This window comes from Streptomyces sp. NPDC002793 (assembly GCF_040295485.1).
GTDB lineage: Bacteria > Actinomycetota > Actinomycetes > Streptomycetales > Streptomycetaceae > Streptomyces.
Genome location: NZ_JBEOVL010000005.1, coordinates 93187 through 112671, shown reverse-complemented (window position 1 = coordinate 112671; position 19485 = coordinate 93187). Strand labels below are relative to the sequence as shown.

Sequence of the window (19485 nt, the reverse complement as noted above, 5' to 3'; positions counted from 1 at the left end):
GGCTGGGGAGACCACGGCGTACGCCGCGGTCTCCCCGTCCTGTCAGCTCTCCGGATAGCGGCGCGGCGTCCAGACGATCTGCTGCCCGTCGCCCCGGCGTACCCAGCGGGTCTGCGAGGACCCGACGATGAGGATCGTGCGCATGTCCACCTCGGCCGGGTCGAGATCGGCGAGCCGTACGGTCCGCACGCTCTCCGCAGGCCCCCCGACGTCGCGGCCGAGGACCACGGGCGTGTCCGGGGAGCGGTGCTCCAGCAGCAGGTCGCGCGCCTTGCCGACCTGCCAGGTCCTGCTGCGGGAGCCGGGGTTGTAGAGGGCCAGCACCAGGTCGGCCGAGGCCGCCGCGCGCAGCCGCTCGGCGATGACCTCCCAGGGCTTGAGACGGTCGGAGAGGGAGAGGGTGGCGTAGTCGTGGCCCAGTGGCGCGCCCGCCCGAGCGGCGGCCGCGTTCGCCGCCGTCACCCCGGGGAGCACCCGCACCGCGATGTCCGTGTAGGCGTCCTGCGAGGCCACCTCCAGCACGGCCGTCGCCATCGCGAAGACCCCGGGGTCGCCTCCGGAGACCACGGCGACACGGCGGCCACGGCGTGCGAGGTCGAGCGCGAATTCGGCGCGCTCCGACTCCACCTTGTTGTCGGAGCCGTGCCGTGACTGCCCCGGCCGCACCGGCACCCGGTCCAGATACGTCGTGTAGCCGACGAGGTCGTCAGCGGCGGCCAGCGCCCCGCGTGTCTCGGGCGTCAGCCACAGCGGCCCGGCCGGCCCCGTGCCGACCACGACGACCTCACCGGTGTCCCGGCCCGGGGACGGGGAGGGCCGGGGCGCGTCGATCCGGCTGGGCAGCACGGCGACCGCGAAGTACGGCACGGAGTCCGCGTCGGTGTCCGCCAGGTCGCCGGTCCGCTCCCCGGCCATGGTGGCGCGCTCGACGTACCGCGCCTCGGACAGCCGGCCGGACGCCTCGAAGGCGCGGCGCACGGCAGGGAAGGTGCGGCCCAGCTTCATCACCACGGCGGAGTCCGTGGCCGCCAGACGTGCCGTCAGCTCCTCCTCCGGCAGGGTGCCCGGAAGGATCGTCAGCACCTCCTCGGCCTCGACGAGCGGCGTACCGAGCCGGGCGGCGGCGGCGCTGACCGAGGTGACCCCGGGGATGACCTCGGTGTCGTAACGGTCCGCGAGGCGCTTGTGCATGTGCTGGTACGAGCCGTAGAAGAGCGGGTCGCCCTCGGCCAGGACGGCGACGGTGCGCCCGGCGTCCAGGTGCGCCGCGAGTCGGGCGGCGGCCTCGGCGTAGAACTCGTCCAGTGCTCCCCGGTAGCCGCCGGGGTGGTCCGTGGTCTCCGTCGTGACCGGGTAGACCAGGGCCTCCTCGATGTGGTCGGGGCGGATGTGCTGCGCCGCGATCGAGCGGGCGATGGAGCGGCCGTGCCGGGCGGAGTGGTAGGCCACGACATCGGCCTCGCCGATGATCTGCACGGCCCGTACGGTCATCAGCGCCGGGTCACCCGGGCCGAGCCCGACCCCGTACAGCCGCCCTGTGCCTTCGGTCCGCTGCTGCTCGGGCACGCTCACTCCTCTTCGCTGGCGATGGCGTTGAGGGCGGCGGCCGCGATGGCACTGCCGCCGCGCCTGCCCCGCACGACGAGGTGTTCCAGACCGGACGGGTGCGCGGCCAGGGCCTCCTTGGACTCGGCCGCCCCGATGAAACCGACGGGCACACCGATGACGGCGGCGGGGCGCGGGGCGCCCTCCTCGATCATCTCCAGCAGCCGGAAGAGCGCGGTGGGCGCGTTGCCGACCGCGACGACCGCGCCCTCCATCCGGTCCCGCCACAGCTCCAGGGCGGCGGCGCTGCGGGTGGTGCCGAGCTTCGCGGCCAGCGCGGGGACGGCGGGGTCGGACAGGGTGCAGATGACCTCGTTGTCCGCGGGCAGCCGCTTGCGGGTGACACCGCTGGCGACCATCGCCACGTCGCACAGGATCGGCGCGCCGGAGCGCAGGGCCGCGCGGGCGTCGGCCACCGCGTTCGGCGAGAAGGCGAGATCGCGTACGAGGTCGACCATGCCGCAGGCGTGGATCATGCGGACGGCGACCTGGCTCACGTCGGCGGGCAGCCCTGCCAGATCCGCCTCCGCGCGGATGGTGGCGAAGGACTGGCGGTAGATCGCCGGTCCGTCCTTCTCGTACTGGTGCACAGTGCTGTCGCTTTCTTCATCGAACCGGTCGGACAGGGGGTGGTGCGTGGCGGTCAGGAGCGTGTGCCCCGGGCGGCCGCCACGGTCGCGGCGAGCGCGCCGGGATCGTCGTCCCGGACCGTCGCGGCTTCGGTGCTCACGGCTCCCCGCACGTGCGAGACCCGGTGTCCTCCGGGGGTGGCGACCACGTCGATCCACTCCCCGTGCGGATGGCCGCAGCGGCGTTCGCACCCGGACCAGTACACAGGGAGCCGTCCGGCCGGTCCGACGGCGGCCCCCGCCTCGGCCCGTACGTCCGCCAGCGACTTCGCGCAGCCGGGCCGTCCGATGCAGGCCCCGACGCCGCCCCAGGGGGAGTCGGGCCCGGTGATCAGACCGGCGCCGGAGAGTTCGCCCAGCAGCCCGTCCGCGCGGTCGGCCGCGATGCCGGTGACCACGGCTCCGCGCCAGGGCGTGAGCCGGAGTCCGCCGCCGCACGACAGCAGCCGCCACTGCGCCAGGTCCAGCCGCCCCAGCGGTACGCCGACGGACAGCGCGGCCTCACGGCCGCCGCCCGGGACGCGGCCGGGGGTGGGGGGCAGGGCTTCGGGGGGACGAGGGCGCGACCGGGGGGTGGCGGAGACGCCCGCCTGTTCCAGCCGTCGCCGTACGTCGTCGGGCAGCGTGGCCGCAGCGTCGGCCGGAAGGTCCTTCACCCGCCAGGCGCCGGTGTCCCGGGCCGTGTCCAGGAAGGCCTCGGCGGCGGTGACCGCGGCGCGGGGGCCGTCGGCGGCGGGCACGCGGAGCACGGCGTCACGCTCCCCGACGCGCAGCAGGGCGTCTCCGTCGGAGTGGCCGATGAGTGTGAGGTCGGCGCCGAGGGCGTCCACGTCGCCGCGGCCGTCGTCGATCGCGAACAGGAAGCGTCCGGAGAGCTCCGTGGCCAGGTCGCTGCCGCAGAGGAGCCGGTCCAGCCCGGTCAGCCACGGCCGGACGTCCATGGCCCCGAGGCCGTCCACCCCGGAGAGCGGGGAAGCGACCACGTTGCGTACACGCTCATGGCGTTCGGAGGGCAGCAGCCCGGCCCGGCTCAGCAGCAGTGCGAGTTCCGCTCCGCAGTCGGGCGCGAGCCCGCGCAGCTGGACGTTTCCACGGGAGGTGAGATGCAGCTCACCGTCACCGAGGCGCTCCGCGGCCTGCCCCAGCGCCTCCGCCTGGTGGGGCGTCAGCACCCCGCCGGGTATGCGTATCCGCGCCAGCGCTCCGTCGTCCGCCGCGTGCAGCCGCAGCGCGCCGGGGCAGGCGTCGCCGCTGCTCCGGGCACACGCGTCGCCCGGAGACCGGGACGGAACGACCTCACCTGCTACCGCGGGTGAGGTCGTGGGGGAGGAGGCGGACATGGCGGCGAGCATACCGACCGTGACCGTGGCCCACCCCTACGGTCACTGTGACGTACGGGACACCCGCAGCCGCCCTGGTCGGGGCGGGGGCCGTCTGGTCAGGACCCCCCATGTGCCGCCTACTATGCCTGGTGGCGGTCCGTCCGGTCCGCCATCGCCAGACGGCGACACGGAGGAAGCCCGGTGAGAATCCGGCGCGGTCCCGCCACTGTGAGCCCGGCCCACCGGCCGCGCGAGTCAGGAACTCCGTTCCCCGGGCTCTCGGCTCCGCGCGAGCAGGGGAGACCCGATCCGACAACTGCCCGGGGCGTGGACACCCCGAGGAAGGGCTGACGCCGCATGATCCTGCTCCTGTCGACGTCCGACACCGACCTGCTGAGCGCCCGCGCCTCACAGGGCCCGGTCAGCTACCGCTACGCCAACCCTTCCCGGCTCCCCCTCGACGAGCTCCCGCAGCTGCTGGAGGGCACCGACCTCGTCGTCGTGCGGCTCCTCGGCGGCGTGCGCGCCTGGCAGGACGGGCTCGACCAGGTGCTGGCCACCGGCCGTCCCGTCGTCGTCCTCACCGGTGAACAGGCCCCCGACGCCCAGCTGATGGCCGCCTCCACGGTGCCCATCGGCATCGCGGCGGAGGCGCACGCCTACCTCGCGCACGGCGGCCCCGCCAACCTGGACCAGCTGGCCCGCTTCCTCTCCGACACCGTGCTGCTCACCGGGCACGGCTTCGAGCCGCCCGCCCCGGCCCCCGCGTGGGGCCCGCTGGAGCGGACCGCCCGGGACGTCACCGGTCCGACCGTCGCGGTGCTCTACTACCGCGCGCACCACATGAGCGGGAACACCGCGTTCATCGAGGCGCTCTGCACGGCCGTCGAGGACGCGGGCGCACGCCCCCTCCCCCTGTACGTCGCCTCGCTCCGCACCCCCGAGCCCGAGCTCATCGACGAACTCCGTGCCGCCGACGCCATCGTGACGACGGTCCTCGCCGCGGGCGGCACCAAGCCCGCCACCGCCTCGGCCGGCGGCGACGACGAATCCTGGGACGCGGGCGCCCTCACCGGTCTCGACGTCCCGGTCCTCCAGGCGCTCTGTCTGACCAGCCCGCGCGCCGCCTGGGAGGAGAACGACGAGGGGGTCTCCCCGCTGGACGCGGCCACGCAGATCGCCGTCCCCGAATTCGACGGCCGCCTGATCACGGTGCCGTTCTCCTTCAAGGAGATCGACGAGGACGGTCTGCCCGCGTACGTCGCCGACCCCGAGCGCGCCGCCCGGGTCGCGGGCATCGCCGTACGCCACGCCCGGCTCCGCCACATCCCGGCAGCCGAGAAGCGCATCGCGCTCGTCCTGTCCGCGTACCCGACCAAGCACTCCCGCATCGGCAACGCCGTCGGCCTCGACACCCCCGCCAGCGCCGTCGCCCTGCTGCGCAGGCTCCGTGCCGAGGGTTACGACTTCGGGCCCGAGGAGGACATCCCGGGCCTGGTCTCCGGGGACGGCGACGAGCTGATCTACGCGCTGATCGAGGCCGGCGGCCACGACCAGGAGTGGCTCACCGAGGAGCAGCTGGCCCGCAACCCGGTCCGGATCCCCGCCGCCGACTACCGCCGCTGGTTCGCCACGCTCCCCGCCGAGCTGCGCGAGTCCGTCGAGCGGCACTGGGGCCCGGCGCCCGGGGAGATGTTCCTCGACCGGTCCCGCAACCCCGAGGGCGACATCGTGCTCGCGGCCCTGCGCCGCGGCAATCTGCTGATCCTCATCCAGCCGCCGCGCGGCTTCGGCGAGAACCCGATCGCGATCTACCACGACCCCGATCTGCCGCCTTCGCACCACTACCTGGCCGCGTACCGCTGGATCGCCGCGTCCGCCGACGACAACGGCTTCGGCGCCGACGCGATGATCCACCTCGGCAAGCACGGCAACCTGGAGTGGCTGCCCGGCAAGAACGCCGGCCTGTCCGCCGCCTGCGGCCCCGACGCCGCCCTGGGCGACCTCCCCCTCGTCTACCCGTTCCTGGTCAACGACCCGGGCGAGGGCACCCAGGCCAAGCGCCGGGTGCACGCCACCCTCGTCGACCACCTCGTACCGCCGATGGCGCGCGCCGACAGCTACGGCGACATCGCCCGCCTCGAACAGCTCCTCGACGAGCACGCCCAGATCGCGGCGATGGACCCGGCCAAGCTGCCGGCCGTCCGCGCCCAGATCTGGACCCTCATCCAGGCCGCCAAGCTCGACCACGACCTGGGCCTGGAGGGCCGGCCGGAGGACGAGGGCTTCGACGAGTTCATCATGCATCTCGACGGCTGGCTCTGTGAGATCAAGGACGTCCAGATCCGCGACGGGTTGCACGTCCTGGGGAGCGCGCCGGCCGGGAAGGACCGCGTCAACCTGGTCCTCGCCGTCCTGCGCGCCCGCCAGATCTGGGGCGGTACGACCTCACTGATCGGGCTGCGCGAGGCGCTCGGCCTGGACGAGTCCGCGGCCACCCGCACCGCCGCCGACGCGACCGAGGAGCAGGCCCGCGCGCTCGTCCAGGCGATGGACGACGCGGACTGGGACCCGGCCGCCGTCGCACGCGTGGCCGAGGGACACCCGCAGGCCGTGGCCGACATCCTCGACTTCGCCGCGTGTGAGGTCGTGCCCCGCCTCGCCGCGACGACCGACGAGCTGGACCACGCGGTCCACGCGCTGAACGGCGGCTTCGTCCCCGCCGGCCCGTCGGGTTCCCCGCTCCGGGGCCTGGTCAACGTTCTTCCGACCGGCCGCAACTTCTACTCCGTCGACCCGAAGGCCGTACCCTCCCGCCTCGCCTGGGAGACCGGCCAGGCCCTCGCCGACTCCCTCCTGGAGCGGTACCGCGCCGACAACGGCGACTGGCCCACCTCGGTCGGCCTGTCCCTGTGGGGCACCAGCGCGATGCGCACCGCGGGCGACGACATCGCGGAGGCCTTCGCCCTGCTCGGCGTACGCCCCGTCTGGGACGACGCCTCACGCCGGGTGACCGGGCTGGAGGCGATCCCGTACGAGGAGCTCGGCCGCCCCCGTGTCGACGTCACCCTCCGCATCTCCGGCTTCTTCCGCGACGCGTTCCCGCACACCATCGGCCTGCTCGACGACGCCGTACGCCTGGCGGCCTCGCTCGACGAGCCCGCCGAGCAGAACTTCGTGCGGGCCCACACCCAGGCCGACCTGGCGGAACACGGCGACGAGCGGCGCGCCACGACCCGTATCTTCGGCTCCCGGCCGGGGACGTACGGCGCCGGGCTGCTCCAGCTCATCGACTCCCGCGACTGGCGCACGGACGCCGACCTCGCCGAGGTGTACACGGTGTGGGGCGGCTACGCCTACGGCCGTGAGCTCGACGGGCGCCCGGCCCGGGACGAGATGGAGACGGCGTACAAGCGGATCGCGGTGGCGGCGAAGAACACCGACACCCGTGAGCACGACATCGCGGACTCGGACGACTACTTCCAGTACCACGGGGGCATGGTCGCGACCGTACGCGCGCTGAAGGGCACCGCCCCGGAGGCGTACATCGGCGACTCGACCCGCCCCGAGACGGTCCGTACCCGCACCCTGGTCGAGGAGACGTCCCGGGTGTTCCGTGCCCGGGTGGTCAACCCGAAGTGGATCGAGGCGATGCGCCGCCACGGTTACAAGGGCGCCTTCGAGCTCGCCGCGACGGTCGACTACCTCTTCGGGTACGACGCGACGACGGGCGTGGTCGCGGACTGGATGTACGACAAGCTGACCGAGACGTACGTCCTGGACCCGACGAACCGCGAGTTCCTCCAGCAGGCGAACCCGTGGGCGCTGCACGGCATCGCCGAGCGCCTCCTGGAGGCCGAGTCCCGGGGCATGTGGGCGAAGCCCGACCCGGCGGTGCTCGAAGCGCTGCGCCAGGTGTTCCTGGAGACGGAAGGCGACCTGGAGGGCGAGGACTGACCGGCCCGGCCGCCACGGGGAGGGCGCCCTGCGTGGCGGCCTCCCCGTGTCAGGTCCAGGCTGGGGGGATGGGTGATCAGCCGAGCCCCGAGCTCCTGACCTCCGTGGAGCGGGCGTTCCGCCTGATGGAAGCCGCGGAGGCCCATACGGGCGGTGCCCTTGCGGGGCAGCTCGCGCACCTGGCCGGCCTGGAGCCGGAGGCCGCGATTCCCGTGCTGCGCGCGCTCACCCGGGACGGATACCTGACGAAGCTCGACGACGGCGGGTACGTCATCGGGGACACGGTCGAGCGGCTGCGTGCCGCGAACCGGGGGGAGAGTCGGCTCGCCGCGGTCCGGCCCACCCTCGCCGCCCTGCGGGACGAGATCGCGGCGGCCGCCTACCTGACCTTCTACGAGGAGGGCGAGATCCGTGTCGCCGAGATCGTCGACGGCCCCCGGGCGCCCCGCGTCGACCTGTGGGTGGGCTTCGAGGACGCCGGTCACGCCACGGCCCTCGGCAAGTGTGTCCTGCGCGAGCTGGACGAGGAGGCGCGCGGCGAGTACTTCTCCCGGCACATGCTCGACGACCTCACCCCCCACACGATCACCCACCGCGAGGAGCTGATCCAGCAGCTCGACGCACTGCCGTCGCCGTCCGTCATGGACCGCGAGGAGTACGCCCTCGGCACGGTCTGCATCGCGGTGCCGGTGTACAGCGGCGACACGATCGGCTCGCTGGGCATCTCCTTCCGGGCCGACAGGATGTACCGGACCACACAGGTCCGCGAGATGCTGCTGTCGGCGGCGGACCGGGTGAGCCGCGGCCTCTCGTTCCCGGTCTGAGCGCGCGCTCGGTCCTCACGGCCCGCGGAATCCTTCGGGGCCGAACGTGCCTCGCCCGGGATCATGCGGCGTTCCTCACAGGCGGTGCCGGGCCCGCGGACCGTCGGATCCGGACGGGAGCGCCCGGGAAGCGGCCTCGTGGCGCATCGCGCCGCACCGGGCGGGCCGGCATGGCACGATCACGCGGGTGACGAGCAGACCCGGGGAAACCGAGCAGTTGCGTGATCTCGTCCGGCTGCGCCGCGTGCGTGACCGGATCGACCGGGAGTACGCGCAACCGCTGGACGTCGAGGCGCTCGCCCGCGGCGCGAACATGTCGGCGGGCCATCTCAGCCGCCGGTTCCGGCTCGCCTACGGGGAATCGCCGTACAGCTACCTCATGACGCGCCGGATCGAGCGTGCGATGGCGCTGCTGCGCCGTGGAGACCTCAGCGTCACCGACGTCTGCTTCGAGGTCGGCTGCTCCTCGCTCGGCACTTTCAGCACCCGCTTCACCGAACTGGTCGGGATGCCGCCCTCCGTCTACCGCCGCCAGGCGGAGAGCGGGGCGGCGGGGGTCCCGCCGTGCGTGGCGAAACAGATCACCCGACCGGTCAGGAATCAAGAAGCCCGCCCTCCTGGACCGCCGCTAGCGTGATTTCCATGAACATCACCATTCACACCAGCGTCCTCCCGCACGACGACCCGGACGCCTCCCTCGCCTTCTACCGCGACACCCTCGGTTTCGAGGTCCGCAAGGACGTCGGCGCCGGCACGATGCGCTGGATCACGGTCGGCCCCGTCGACCAGCCCGGAACGTCCATCCTGCTGGCCCCTCCGGCCGCCGACCCCGGCATCACCGACGACGAGCGCCGCACCATCGCCGAGATGATGGCCAAGGGGACCTATGGCTGGATCCTCCTGGCCACCAAGGACCTCGACGCCACCTTCGAGAAGCTGCAGACGGGCGACGCCGAGGTCGTCCAGGAACCGACCGACCAGCCGTACGGCGTCCGGGACTGCGCCTTCCGCGATCCCGCGGGCAACCTGATCCGTATCCAGGAACTGCGCTGAGCAGGGCGTCCGTCCCGACGGCCACGGGGGCGGACTCCCGACGGTCCCGATGGTTGTAGGCACGTAGGGACAGATCGGTGCTCGTTTTGATCACGACATCGTGACGGTCTGTCAAGGCGCGACCAACTACCCACACAGACCCCACACTTGATGCCATGCTGCTCCGGCTCGAACCAGAACCAGCAGATGGAGCAACGCACATGGCTGAAATTCAGCCCACCACCACGCCCGGACCGAACACCCCAGGCGCCCCCGGCGCAGGGCAGCTGTCAGGCCTGGCCATGAAGCGCCGCGGTCCCGTCGCCGTATGGCTCGGCCTGACGCTCATCACGCTCGGGATCTACCAGCTGGTGTGGTACTTCAAGATCCACAAGGAGCTGCAGGAGTTCGACCGGCGCCAGGACCTGAAGCCCGGCGGCAGCCTGCTGGTCCTGATCTTCCTGGGCTGGACCCTGATCGCCCCGCTGATCTCCTTCCGCAACACGGGCAAGGCCATAGCGGCCGCACAGCGCGCAGCCGGCCTGCCGGTGACGTGCAGCCCGTCCACGAGCATGTGGCTGACGTTCGTCTTCGGCCTGAACGTCTGGTACATGCAGCGCCAGCTCAACCTGATCGTCGACGCCTACCCGGACGCCACGCCCGGCACCGGTGTGACGCTCGCGGCCTGACAGCGGTCCCGACGGATGCGGATGGCCGCCCGACCCTGTCGGGCGGCCATCCGCATCCGCGTGACCAGGACGGACCTTCAGGTCACTTCCGCCAGAACAGGTGGTGCGTCACCCCGCTCGGGCTGGGCACGACGTCGAGGTGGAACCGGTCGCGCAGCTCATCGGGTGACTCCCAGAGCCGGACCCCGGATCCGAGCCGCACCGGTGCGACCGCGACGTGCAGGGTGTCGACGAGGTCCGCGTCGAGGAACCGCCGGATGGTGGTGGCGCCGCCTCCGAGCCGGACGTCCTTGCCCCGCGCCGCCTCACGTGCCTGTTCGAGGACCTGCGCGGGCCCCGCGTCGACGAAGTGGAAGGTGGTGTCGGAGAGCGCGAACGAGGGGCGCGTGTGGTGGGTCAGGACGAACACCGGTGTGTGGAACGGGGGCTCGTCCCCCCACCAGCCGCGCCACTCCTGGTCAGGCCAGGGCCCGCGCTGCGGACCGAACTTGTTGCGCCCCATGATCTCGGCGCCGATGTTCCGCGAGAAGTCCCGCGTGAAGTAGTCGTCGAGACCGCGGCTCCCGCCGGGATCGGTGCGATTCGGCCAGCTCGCGGTGGCACCGGCCCAGGACATCAGCTTCCCGGGGTCGGCGTCGCCGAACGGTCTCTCCAGGCTCTGGTGCTCGCCGGCACCGAATCCGTCCTGCGAGACGGTGAAGTTCTGGACCCTGAGCAGTTGTGCCACGTGCTTCCTCCTGCGCTGGTAGACGGTGATGAGACTGCCCGGGCGGACCGAACTCATCGCCGGTGATCCACCTTCCTCTCCGACTGACGTTCTACGGGTGAACATGCGGGCATCCCGGTGTGCCGCGAGCCGGACACCGGCACTCTGCAGAAGGTGCGGAGCGGCGGTGGTGCGTCGGCCGTGGCCGGAGGGGAGGCACTCGATGACATCCGGTGGAGCAGGGCTGTTCGGTCAGGCGCGGGCGAAGGGCGAGCCGGCGGACGGGGTCGGCACCCGGGAAGAGGGCGCCACCCTGCCGGGGGTCCCTCTCCAGCCGCGCCGCCCGGTGCCTCGCCATGTCGCCTGCGTGATGGACGGGAACGGCCGGTGGGCGCAGCAGCGGTCCCTGCCGCGTACGTCGGGGCACAGCGCGGCCGAGGCGACGGTGATCGACGTCATCGAGGTGGCGCGGTCGGCCGGGGTCGAGTGGCTCAGCCTGTACGCCTTCTCCACCGAGAACTGGCGGCGCCCGGGCGAGGAGATCGACTTCCTCATGCGGCTGGTGCGCCGCGTGGTGCGTAAACACGCGCCGCTGCTGCACGCACGCGGCATCCGTTGCCGCTTCCTGGGGGCCGAGGACCCGCGGATCCCCGGCCCCCTGGCCCAGGACTTCGCCGACCTGATGACACTGACCGAGGCCAATCGGGGCATGACGCTGACCGTGGCCTTCGACCACGGCGGGCGCCAGGACATCGTCGCGGCGGCGCGGTCCCTGATCCGTGCCGGGGTGTCCGCCGACGCCGTCGACCAGGCGTGCTTCGCCGCTCACCTGCCTGTTCCCGACACGCCTGACGTGGACCTCGTCATCCGTACCTCGGGAGAACAGCGCATCTCCAACTTCATGCTCTGGCAGGTGGCCTACGCCGAATGGGTCTTCCCGCCGGTGCTCTGGCCCGACTTCCGCGCGCCCCACTTCCTTGAATGCCTGCACGACTACCGGAGCCGCGACCGCCGCTTCGGCGGCCTGACCTCGTCGGCGAACGGAGAACCTCGAAGGTGAAGAACACGGACAGCGGCCCCACGCGGACCGGCGGCCCCGGCACCACGGGCCCGTACGGCGAGACCTGCCAGGAGACCGCCGAAACGGCGACCGACTCCCTGTTCGGCCCCGGTGCGCAGTTCCACCGCTTCTTCAACGACCCCCGCTGGGCACTGGCCGTCGTCAGGGCCACCGTGCTGGAGGCCGCCCATCCGCAGATCGGCGCCGCACTGGCCGACAACTCCTCCTTCGTCGTGCACCCGTGGCGACGGCTGCGCAACACCCTGGTGAGCCTGCAGCGCATGTTCGGAGCGGACGAGGACACCCGGCAGCGGGAGGCGGCACGGCTCAACCGCCTGCACACCCGGCTGAGCGGTACGGACGCGAGGGACAGGCCCTACGACGCCATGGACCCCGAGGTGCGGGCCTGGGTGGTCGCCACGCTCTTCGAGAGCTCGGTCACCATGTGCCGACTGAGTGGCCAGCCCCTGGACCAGGTCACGATGGAGAGGCTCTACGCCGAATTCCAGGCCTTCCTGGCCGCCTTGGGGGACGAGGCGGGTCACCTCCCGCCGACCCTGCCCGAGTTCTGGCAGTACTACGACCGCATGGTCGCGGAGGAACTGGAGAACACCGAGGCGCTGGGCATCATCCTCTACAGGCTCTTCGAGCACCTCCCGGCGCCACCGCTGTTCGCGGGCCTCCCCACCCTCTGGGCGACCGGCCGTGCGCTGGCGGGACCGGTCATCGGCACCGTCACCGTGGCCTCCCTCCCCGAGGCCCTCCGCCGGCGGGCGGGGCTTCCCGAGATCCCCGGGGCCCAGACGCTGATGCAGAGCGCCTACATGGCCGCCCGGCTGGCCCGCGCGCTGCCCGACGGCTGGCTCCAGACCGAGAACGTCGTCGGTCTGCTCCAGCTGTCACCGGGCGCCGAAGGCCCCTGGGCCGAGACGCTCACCACTCTGCGCGCCCGGGGGAAACGGGCCGGCGCACTGCTGCGGCTGATCAGGCCCGTACCGGTGCCGGCGCAACAGGACGGCACGGCCGGGACCGAGAGCCGGCGCAGTGCCGACGAGTTCTTCACGGAGGTGCTGGACCAGACCGGGGACGGCTATCTGGACTGGCCCGATCTCGCCGCCATGGCCCGGGAGATCTGCTCCCGCCTCGATCTGGACGAGCCGGAGGAGACCCGGCTGTACGACGCGTTCGCGGCATGGTGGAGGGAGCTCCAGACGGCCCTGGACAGCGACGGGGACGGCCGGGTGAGCGGGGAGGAGTACGCGGCCGTTGCCCCCTCCCTGGCAGGACCGGCGCTGATCAGGGTCGCCGAGGTCCTCTTCGAGGTCACCGACGCGGACGGGGACCAGTTCATCGACGCGGAGGAGTACCGGGCCCTGTTCAGGAGAGGCTTCGGACGATCCGTCGGGGACGCCGAAGGGCGCTGCTCCCGGAGCGCGTTCGTGCGGGACTTCCTGTCCTTCATGTCGGGGCGCAGGCGGTCGACCCCTTATGACCCGCTGCTCTCCGAGGCGTAGGGCGTCACGTGTCCTTCACCGGTCGGCGGGCCGGCCGTCCACCCAGTCCGGCGTCCACACGTCGTGCGGGGTGCGCGGGCCCGCGGTGCGCAGATGATCGCGCAGCGCGGTCAGCACGGGATGCCGGTCTCCTTCGCGGAACATCAGCACGTGCGGGTAGACCGGGGTCGGATCGTGCAACGGGATGCGCCGCAGGTCGTGGGTCTCGGGCCACAGGTACCGGTCCCCGCTGCCGACAAGAGTGGCCAGCGAGGACGAGTCGGCCAGCGCGTCCATCAGGGCCTCGTCACCGAAGTGGGGGCCGAGCGCGTCGATGCTCAAGCCGAAGGCCTCGGACAGCGACCGGTAGAACGCCGCCCACTCCGTGCCCGGCCTGATCCCGGGGATCCAGATGCGGTGGCCCGCCAGGTCCGCAGGTCTGACCCGGTGCGCGCCGGCCAGCGGATGGCAGGGCCCGACCAGGAGTTCCAGGGGTGCGTCCAGGAGCCGTTCGGTGCTGATCCCGGCCGGGACCTGGTCTGCCGACAGAGCACGGAAGGACGCGTCGACGGTCCCTTCGAGCACCGCGTGGGCGGCCTGGACGGCGTTCTCCTCGCCCAGCGTGACCGCGTCCAGGCCCGTCCCGGGATGGGAGCGGTAGAACCGGTAGACGGCCTGGGCCGGGGAGATACGCCGATGAAGGACATCGACGCGCAGGGGACGGCTGCCGGGGCGCACCGCCTGTTCGGCCTGTACGACGGCCGCCAGGACCTTCTTGGCGTGCGGCAGGAAGACCTGTCCGTCCAGGCTCAGCCGGGAGCCCCGGGAGGTCCGCACCAGGAGCGTGACGTCGAGGTGCCGCTCCAGAGCCGCCATCCGCTTGGAGACCGCCTGCTGGCTGATCCCCAGCTCGTCGGCCGCAGCCTGGAACTGGCCGGCCCCGGCAATGGCCACGAAAGTCCGCAGCACTTCGATATCCACGCCGGCACCCTATCTCTACACCCATTGGTTGTGTCCGGTGTGTGCAGGGTTGTTTGATCGCACTCCTGCGCAGTGGTGGGATCTGCGCATGTCCACCCGCACAGAGCAGGTCATGTACGTCCGCACACGGGAGTTCGCGCGCCACGCGGAACGGATCGTGGAGGTGACCGACGCGACGTCTCGACTGAACGTGCTTCCGTTCAGCGACAGCGTGGGTCGCGCGGCACTACTTTCCGTTGTGTTCGGTGGCCCGCTGCCGGAGTCGGTGGTGATCTACCCGCCGTTCTTCACCGAGTGCGGGCTGAACACGACGTTCGGGGAGAACGTCTTCGTCAACCAGGGATGCACCTTCATGGACAAGGGAGGCATCCGCATCGGCAACGGCGTCATGATCGCCCCGAAGGCCAGCCTCATCACCGGAGGCCATCCCCTGCCCCTGGCCGAGCGTCGCGAGTACCTCTCCTACGCCCCGATCGTCATCGAGGACGACGTCTGGATCGGGACGGCTGCCGTGATCACGCAGGGAGTGACCATCGGCGCCGGTGCGGTGGTCGCTGCCGGTGCGGTTGTCACTCGTGATGTCCCCGCCGGCACCGTGGTCGCCGGAGTGCCCGCCCGGGTGATGAGGAGGATCGACTGAGCCCGGCCGGCCTTCAGGCATCGAGGAACAGCGCGGATCCCACGGAGACGACGGCCGGCAGCAGCATGAGCACGCCTCCGCGCACACATCTGTTCTTGTCACGGGCGATCCGACTGGTCGCGGTCAGGGCCCGGAACAGACGGGGGAGCGGGTCGGCTCCGGCGAGGAGGAGTTCGGACGACAGTTCCGCCCGCTTCTCCGCTCCGACCACGTCGTCGAAGTAGGCGAGGGTGCGCGAGCTCTCCCTGATCCTCGGTCCATGGCGGGGGAGCAGCGCTGTCAGGAGAAGCAGAAGGGCGACGGTCGTGGTGAGGGTCGCCGTCCACCACAGAGGTCCGGGCCCGAAGTCGGCGGGCGGTCTGCGGAGCAGAAGGAGCCCGAGCAGCGTGCCCCCGGTGGCCAGCAGTACGGCCGCCTTGCCGTCCGCTCGGCCTATCTCGACGTGATTCTGGGCGATCAGTTCACGTGACAGCTCCACCACGTGCTCCGGATCCGCCGCCCCTGAACGGCGGACCAGTCGACGGCGGGGGCTCACCGGAAGTCCTCGTACGGATTGTTTCCTTCCTCCGGGCCGCCGGTGCCGCTGATTCCGCGCAGGATCTCGTCCCCCTGCGGTAGCCCCACGTCACTCAGCACCCGTGCCAGATTCACGCCGACGAAGCCCTTGTCCTCCGGTGTCAGTGACCGGAGCGCCGCGGCGAGAGTGTGCTCCCAGCTGTCCTGGTCGGCGAGGACACCGCGGTGGGTCACTGTCCAGTCGAGCACCTCCCGTGCCTGTTCCGGCTGGTGCAACAGCCAGAGCGCCGCCAGTCCGACGGGGCCGCCGGCGACGACCTCCCGATAGAAGCGGTATGCCTCGCGGTGTGCTTCGCCGAATCCGGCGGGGAGAACCGGTGTCGCGCCGGTGCCAGGAGTGGGCAGGAACGCGGCCGGTGGGTCCAGGAACCAGTAAGTGAGTCCGAAGCCGTCGATGACCTGGGGGCGGCCGGGAGGCGTGACCTCCGTCGTACCGAAGTGGGGCGGCGGGCTCCGCAACGGGTCCGCGGTGCCGGGCAGGGCCGCGTTCTCGTTGACGTGACCGGCTACCAGGTGCCGGGCCCGCTCCTCGGTGATCTGGTTTCTGGCCGCGAGGACCGGGTTGCTGATCCTCCAGGCGACTCCGTAGCGAGCAGGGGGTTTCGGAGGCCGGCGGGGGATGTCGACCGACATGCGCCGCTCCGAGAGCGAGACCCACACGATGTCGTAGAAGTCCCCCTGACGCACGGCCCGCATGGTCGGGCGCGGATATCCCCAGTGGTCGCCGCTGCGGGGCGGCACCATCCCGTCGTCCCCGCCGTCCGAGAGGAACACCAGGGCCCGGTCGGTCGTCATGCCGAGGCGGTGGCGAAAGAGCTCCCAGGCGGGTGAGGAGCTCAGGGAGGAGATGAGCGGGCCGGTCATGAGACGACTCCTTCTGCCGGAGGGAACGCGTTGGCGCGATGGCGGCCTAGGACGAAACGCATGACGCCGCGGTGGCTCCGGGCCGTACCGAAGAGGGCACCGAGCAGCCGGGGGAAAGTGGTCCGCCGGCTCATGTGCGGGTCGCTCTCGATCAGGGAGAGGCACTCCGCGGTCACTTCGTAGGTTGCGGGGTCGTTCAGGGCCGTGACCACCAGGTCGAAGGCCCGATCGAAATGCTCGGCGAGCAGGTCTGCGAGCCGAAGGCGCTCCAGGCCGGGCGCGCCTGCCGGAGGGAACGTCGTGCGGCTCATCGAATCGATGACGTACACCGCCATGGCGTGGTGCTGTGTGCCCGGCCCCGCCGTCTGCCACGACCGCAGCCGATCGAGGACCAGCGCGTGGTTGGTCTTCTCGGAGAGAAGAACGCTGAGAGCGAAGGACACCGCGGCACGCAGTCCGCGATCCAGATCCTTCTCCAGCCTGTCGAGAGCGGAGTCCAGGAGGTTCAGAGCGGTTGCGGGGTGGGCCAGGCCGTAACTGCCCGCGCAGGTCTCGGCGACAGTGCAGCGGAGAGGTACGGGGACAGCCCGGCTCCAGTGGCGCAGCTGCTCCCGTACCGACCCCGTGAGGGAAGGTCGCTGGGCCATCTCTCCGAGCGCGTAGGCCACGAGACGACGGCGCCATCGTGTGTCCGAGGCGGCGAAGGGCATCAGTTGGCGGAGAGTGTTCGGCCCTGTCGCGTGTGCCAGAGCCCTTCCGATGGCACGGCCTGCCGCCAGGTCGATGCCGCTGTGACGGGGAGCCTCGTCCAGGGCCTTCCACAACAGCGGACCCATTCCTTCGTAGTCCAGCCAGAGGCACCGGAGCAGGGCGTCCGACCGGTGTCGCCCGGAGAAGACGACCGGCTGGACGGGGTAGCGCCGTGCCGCCGTGGAACGAGCGGGCAGGAGGCGGGCGCCGACGGCCTCCAACCGATCCTCGAAGGCCGGGCCCAGCAGGTCACGGCGTGCCGGTGGTTCCTGCCCGACGGTGGCCTGGCCGCCGCGTTCCTCGATGAGAGGGCGCAGAGTCGCGCTGAATTCCTCGACGACCGTCCGGTCCTGTCCGGCCAGCAACGAGATCGCCGCCATCAGGGAGAGTCCGTCGGCCCGGTGGCCCGCTTCCGCCAGCGCCCTGCGAGCCGCCGCGAGGCTGCCGGCCTGCAGTTCGTCGAGTACGGACGTGCTGGGTTTCCCCGATGTGACGAGGTCGCGCAGCCCTTGTGCCACCTCGACACCGTCCTGGGGCAGCGGGTGGGAGCGGAGGTGACCGGCGAAGTCCGCTGAACCGAGGTGCCCCAGCGCCTCGGTTCCCTGTTCGGGGGTGATCTCACCCGCCCGAGCCATGGCACCGAGGAGTTCGGCAGCTACGTCGGCCGACGGCGGCGGGCGGTGGACGACCTGCCAGGGAATCGTGTCACGGGGAAGGGCCACCTCTGCTCGAACCGTGATGACCAGGTGGGCACCCGATCGACGCAACAGGTCGGCCAGCGCAGTGAGTCCGACTTCGCCGAGCGAGTCAGCGGTTTCCGAGGGCAACCCTTGGAGCAGGTAACCTCGCGCTTCCCTGGGACGCCAACGAGCGAGATCCTCCGACGAGTCCAGGCCGGTCATACCGTGGGCCCCGTGTCGTTCTGCCAGCAGTGCGAACGCGGTGGTGCTCGCTCCTGAGCTGCCGCGGGCTCGGAGGACGAGGAGCCGGCTGTCCAGCGTCTTCCTGCATTGTGTGTAGGTCGGCGGCTCGACGAAGCCGCGTAAGCGGGTGTGGACGTCATCCGCCGGGTAGGGGCCTTCGCGCAGGCGAGGTTTGAGGATCTCGTCCGTGACGGCCTCATCGAAATGGGTGCCCGTGATCACGGTCAGGTCACCCCCGATGCCCCCCATGACCGCGACGCCCTGGTCCAGCCGCTGCTGGTTGTCGCGGTAGGCGCCTCCTCGGCCCGGCCTGCCTTCGGCGCTCGGGTCGGGTGCGGCTCGGGCCGCGTTCGGGTCGGTGCTCACCGGCGGTCTCCGGACTCGCCGACCCGCTTGTCGCCCGCTACGTTGTCGCCGCCTCCCCAGTGCTGGTTGGTGCCGTTGTACGAGGTCGAGGAGCCGGTGTACGTGAAGTCCCCTCCGACGTTCCCCATCAATGCGGCGCCCTCACCCACACGCTGGGTGTTGCCGCTGTAGCGCGTAGCGGACGGAGCCGCCGGATCCTTTTCCTGACCGGCCGACGCGTCCGGCTGCTCCGTGAACTCTTCGCGCGGTCCTACGCCGGCCTGGAGGAGGTTCCCCGACGGAGACGGCACGTACAACCACGCCCGTTGGGAGAAGGCCGTGCCCTCCACCGTGGCCGGTACCTCGACACAACGATCAGGGTGCAGGCCGGTGTAGGCACCGACCACCGCGTCCTCGTAGACGCGCTGGGAGATGATCGCGACCACATGCGTGACCTCTTCGCTCGACGCGGCGAGGATGGCCTTGACCGGGCGGGAGTCCAACAGCCGATGCGTGTCGTTCCGGGCCGTGCCGTTGCCGTCACCGGGGCTGTCGGCGTCCGGCAGGGGACCGACGTGCACACTGGCCCGGAGCCGGATGCGGGGACCGACGCATTGCCTGTTGTACGCACCCAGGACGTCGTCCAGGACTCCCAGGAACGGCCAGAGGACGAAGGGGAGCAGCGCCGGGTCGAAGCCGAAGACCACACCGTCTCCGGTATTGGCCGGAAACCGCTTCGAGTCGCGCAGCTCATGGAGGCCAGCGCGTTCCAGTGCCTGGTCGACGAGTTCCGGGATCAGCCGGCTCACCGGGCCGTGCTGCACGGCGGGAAGGCCGGTGAAGTCCTTCGCGTCGACGGCGAACAGAGCCCGGTAGGGAGGGAGCGGACGGCTCTCGGCGTGGGGTGCGGGCATGGGTGTGAACATCGGTGTCTCCTCGTGGACGGTGGGGCCGGTGACGAGGCCGTCGGCCGGCTGCTCCGAGCATCCGGCGGTTCGGTCGGTCCGACTGCACAGAGCAGGGCGTTGAGGAGGTGGTCCACGTCACAGCGGAGACGGATGTGAACGACTGGCTGTCAGCGGTACGAGC

The 19485-nt window shown here is 71.6% G+C and carries 17 protein-coding genes and 1 riboswitch; of the genes, 8 read left to right on the top strand and 9 right to left on the bottom strand.

The genetic code is table 11. The features are described from left to right. Positions 1 to 42: 42 nt before the first annotated feature. The 3 genes from ABT001_RS06715 to cobG are packed head-to-tail and all read right to left on the bottom strand — an operon-like array spanning position 43 to position 3586. Entirely contained in the window at positions 43 to 1572 is a 1530-nt protein-coding gene (locus tag ABT001_RS06715) for a precorrin-2 C(20)-methyltransferase (protein ID WP_351273315.1), read from the bottom strand. Next, complete coding sequence (locus ABT001_RS06710) at positions 1569 to 2195, bottom strand: precorrin-8X methylmutase (RefSeq protein ID WP_351273312.1); 627 nt, start codon at positions 2193 to 2195, stop codon at positions 1569 to 1571. Before ABT001_RS06710 ends, ABT001_RS06715 begins: the two co-directional genes overlap by 4 nt. Before the next feature lie 53 nt (positions 2196 to 2248). Continuing rightward, positions 2249 to 3586, bottom strand: coding sequence for a precorrin-3B synthase (gene cobG, locus ABT001_RS06705; RefSeq protein ID WP_351273310.1), 1338 nt, complete (start codon positions 3584 to 3586; stop codon positions 2249 to 2251). 160 nt (positions 3587 to 3746) lie between these two features. Next, positions 3747 to 3821: riboswitch (cobalamin riboswitch) on the top strand. Between the two features lie 92 nt (positions 3822 to 3913). Between cobG and cobN the strand changes: the two genes are divergently transcribed. The 5 genes from cobN to ABT001_RS06680 all read left to right on the top strand — a co-directional run bounded on the left by cobN (position 3914) and on the right by ABT001_RS06680 (position 10058). Then, a complete protein-coding gene (cobN, locus tag ABT001_RS06700) occupies positions 3914 to 7513 on the top strand; it encodes a cobaltochelatase subunit CobN (protein ID WP_351273307.1) in 3600 nt (1199 codons plus the stop codon). A 68-nt stretch (positions 7514 to 7581) separates the two neighbouring features. Then, entirely contained in the window at positions 7582 to 8337 is a 756-nt protein-coding gene (locus ABT001_RS06695) for an IclR family transcriptional regulator (protein WP_351273305.1), read from the top strand. Between the two features lie 187 nt (positions 8338 to 8524). Then, on the top strand, positions 8525 to 8974 hold the full coding sequence (locus tag ABT001_RS06690; RefSeq protein ID WP_351273302.1) for a helix-turn-helix transcriptional regulator: 450 nt from the start codon (positions 8525 to 8527) through the stop codon (positions 8972 to 8974). A gap of 5 nt (positions 8975 to 8979) precedes the next feature. Then, on the top strand, positions 8980 to 9390 hold the full coding sequence (locus ABT001_RS06685; RefSeq protein WP_351273299.1) for a VOC family protein: 411 nt from the start codon (positions 8980 to 8982) through the stop codon (positions 9388 to 9390). A gap of 200 nt (positions 9391 to 9590) precedes the next feature. Beyond that, entirely contained in the window at positions 9591 to 10058 is a 468-nt protein-coding gene (locus ABT001_RS06680) for a DUF4234 domain-containing protein (protein ID WP_351273296.1), read from the top strand. An 82-nt stretch (positions 10059 to 10140) separates the two neighbouring features. Here ABT001_RS06680 and ABT001_RS06675 read toward each other — a convergent pair whose 3' ends face one another. Continuing rightward, a complete protein-coding gene (locus ABT001_RS06675; RefSeq protein ID WP_351273664.1) occupies positions 10141 to 10785 on the bottom strand; it encodes a dihydrofolate reductase family protein in 645 nt (214 codons plus the stop codon). A gap of 349 nt (positions 10786 to 11134) precedes the next feature. Between ABT001_RS06675 and uppS the strand changes: the two genes are divergently transcribed. Together uppS and ABT001_RS06665 are read left to right on the top strand one after the other, a co-directional pair. Next, a complete protein-coding gene (uppS, locus tag ABT001_RS06670; protein ID WP_502967436.1) occupies positions 11135 to 11824 on the top strand; it encodes a polyprenyl diphosphate synthase in 690 nt (229 codons plus the stop codon). A 98-nt stretch (positions 11825 to 11922) separates the two neighbouring features. After that, positions 11923 to 13338 carry an oxygenase MpaB family protein gene (locus ABT001_RS06665; protein ID WP_351273662.1) on the top strand — a complete coding sequence of 472 codons (1416 nt, stop codon included), beginning with the start codon at positions 11923 to 11925 and terminating at the stop codon, positions 13336 to 13338. A 15-nt stretch (positions 13339 to 13353) separates the two neighbouring features. Here the strand turns inward: ABT001_RS06665 and ABT001_RS06660 are convergent, their stop codons facing one another. Then, a complete protein-coding gene (locus tag ABT001_RS06660) occupies positions 13354 to 14298 on the bottom strand; it encodes a LysR family transcriptional regulator (protein ID WP_351273291.1) in 945 nt (314 codons plus the stop codon). 112 nt (positions 14299 to 14410) lie between these two features. On the opposite strand from ABT001_RS06660, the gene ABT001_RS06655 reads away from it, so the two are divergent. Then, positions 14411 to 14938: a DapH/DapD/GlmU-related protein gene (locus tag ABT001_RS06655; RefSeq protein ID WP_351273659.1), complete on the top strand. Its 528-nt coding sequence runs from the start codon at positions 14411 to 14413 to the stop codon at positions 14936 to 14938. 13 nt (positions 14939 to 14951) lie between these two features. Here the strand turns inward: ABT001_RS06655 and ABT001_RS06650 are convergent, their stop codons facing one another. Genes ABT001_RS06650 through ABT001_RS06635 form a run of 4 tightly spaced genes read right to left on the bottom strand, consistent with a single transcriptional unit; the run spans position 14952 to position 19322 of the window. Then, positions 14952 to 15473 carry a Pycsar system effector family protein gene (locus tag ABT001_RS06650; RefSeq protein WP_351273288.1) on the bottom strand — a complete coding sequence of 174 codons (522 nt, stop codon included), beginning with the start codon at positions 15471 to 15473 and terminating at the stop codon, positions 14952 to 14954. Continuing rightward, on the bottom strand, positions 15470 to 16378 hold the full coding sequence (locus ABT001_RS06645; RefSeq protein WP_351273286.1) for a hypothetical protein: 909 nt from the start codon (positions 16376 to 16378) through the stop codon (positions 15470 to 15472). Before ABT001_RS06645 ends, ABT001_RS06650 begins: the two co-directional genes overlap by 4 nt. Beyond that, the gene (locus ABT001_RS06640) at positions 16375 to 18417 is read right to left on the bottom strand and encodes a hypothetical protein (RefSeq protein WP_351273284.1); all 2043 of its coding nucleotides are present in this window, start codon (positions 18415 to 18417) and stop codon (positions 16375 to 16377) included. Before ABT001_RS06640 ends, ABT001_RS06645 begins: the two co-directional genes overlap by 4 nt. Further along, complete coding sequence (locus ABT001_RS06635; RefSeq protein ID WP_351273282.1) at positions 18414 to 19322, bottom strand: hypothetical protein; 909 nt, start codon at positions 19320 to 19322, stop codon at positions 18414 to 18416. Before ABT001_RS06635 ends, ABT001_RS06640 begins: the two co-directional genes overlap by 4 nt. Positions 19323 to 19485 lie beyond the last annotated feature (163 nt).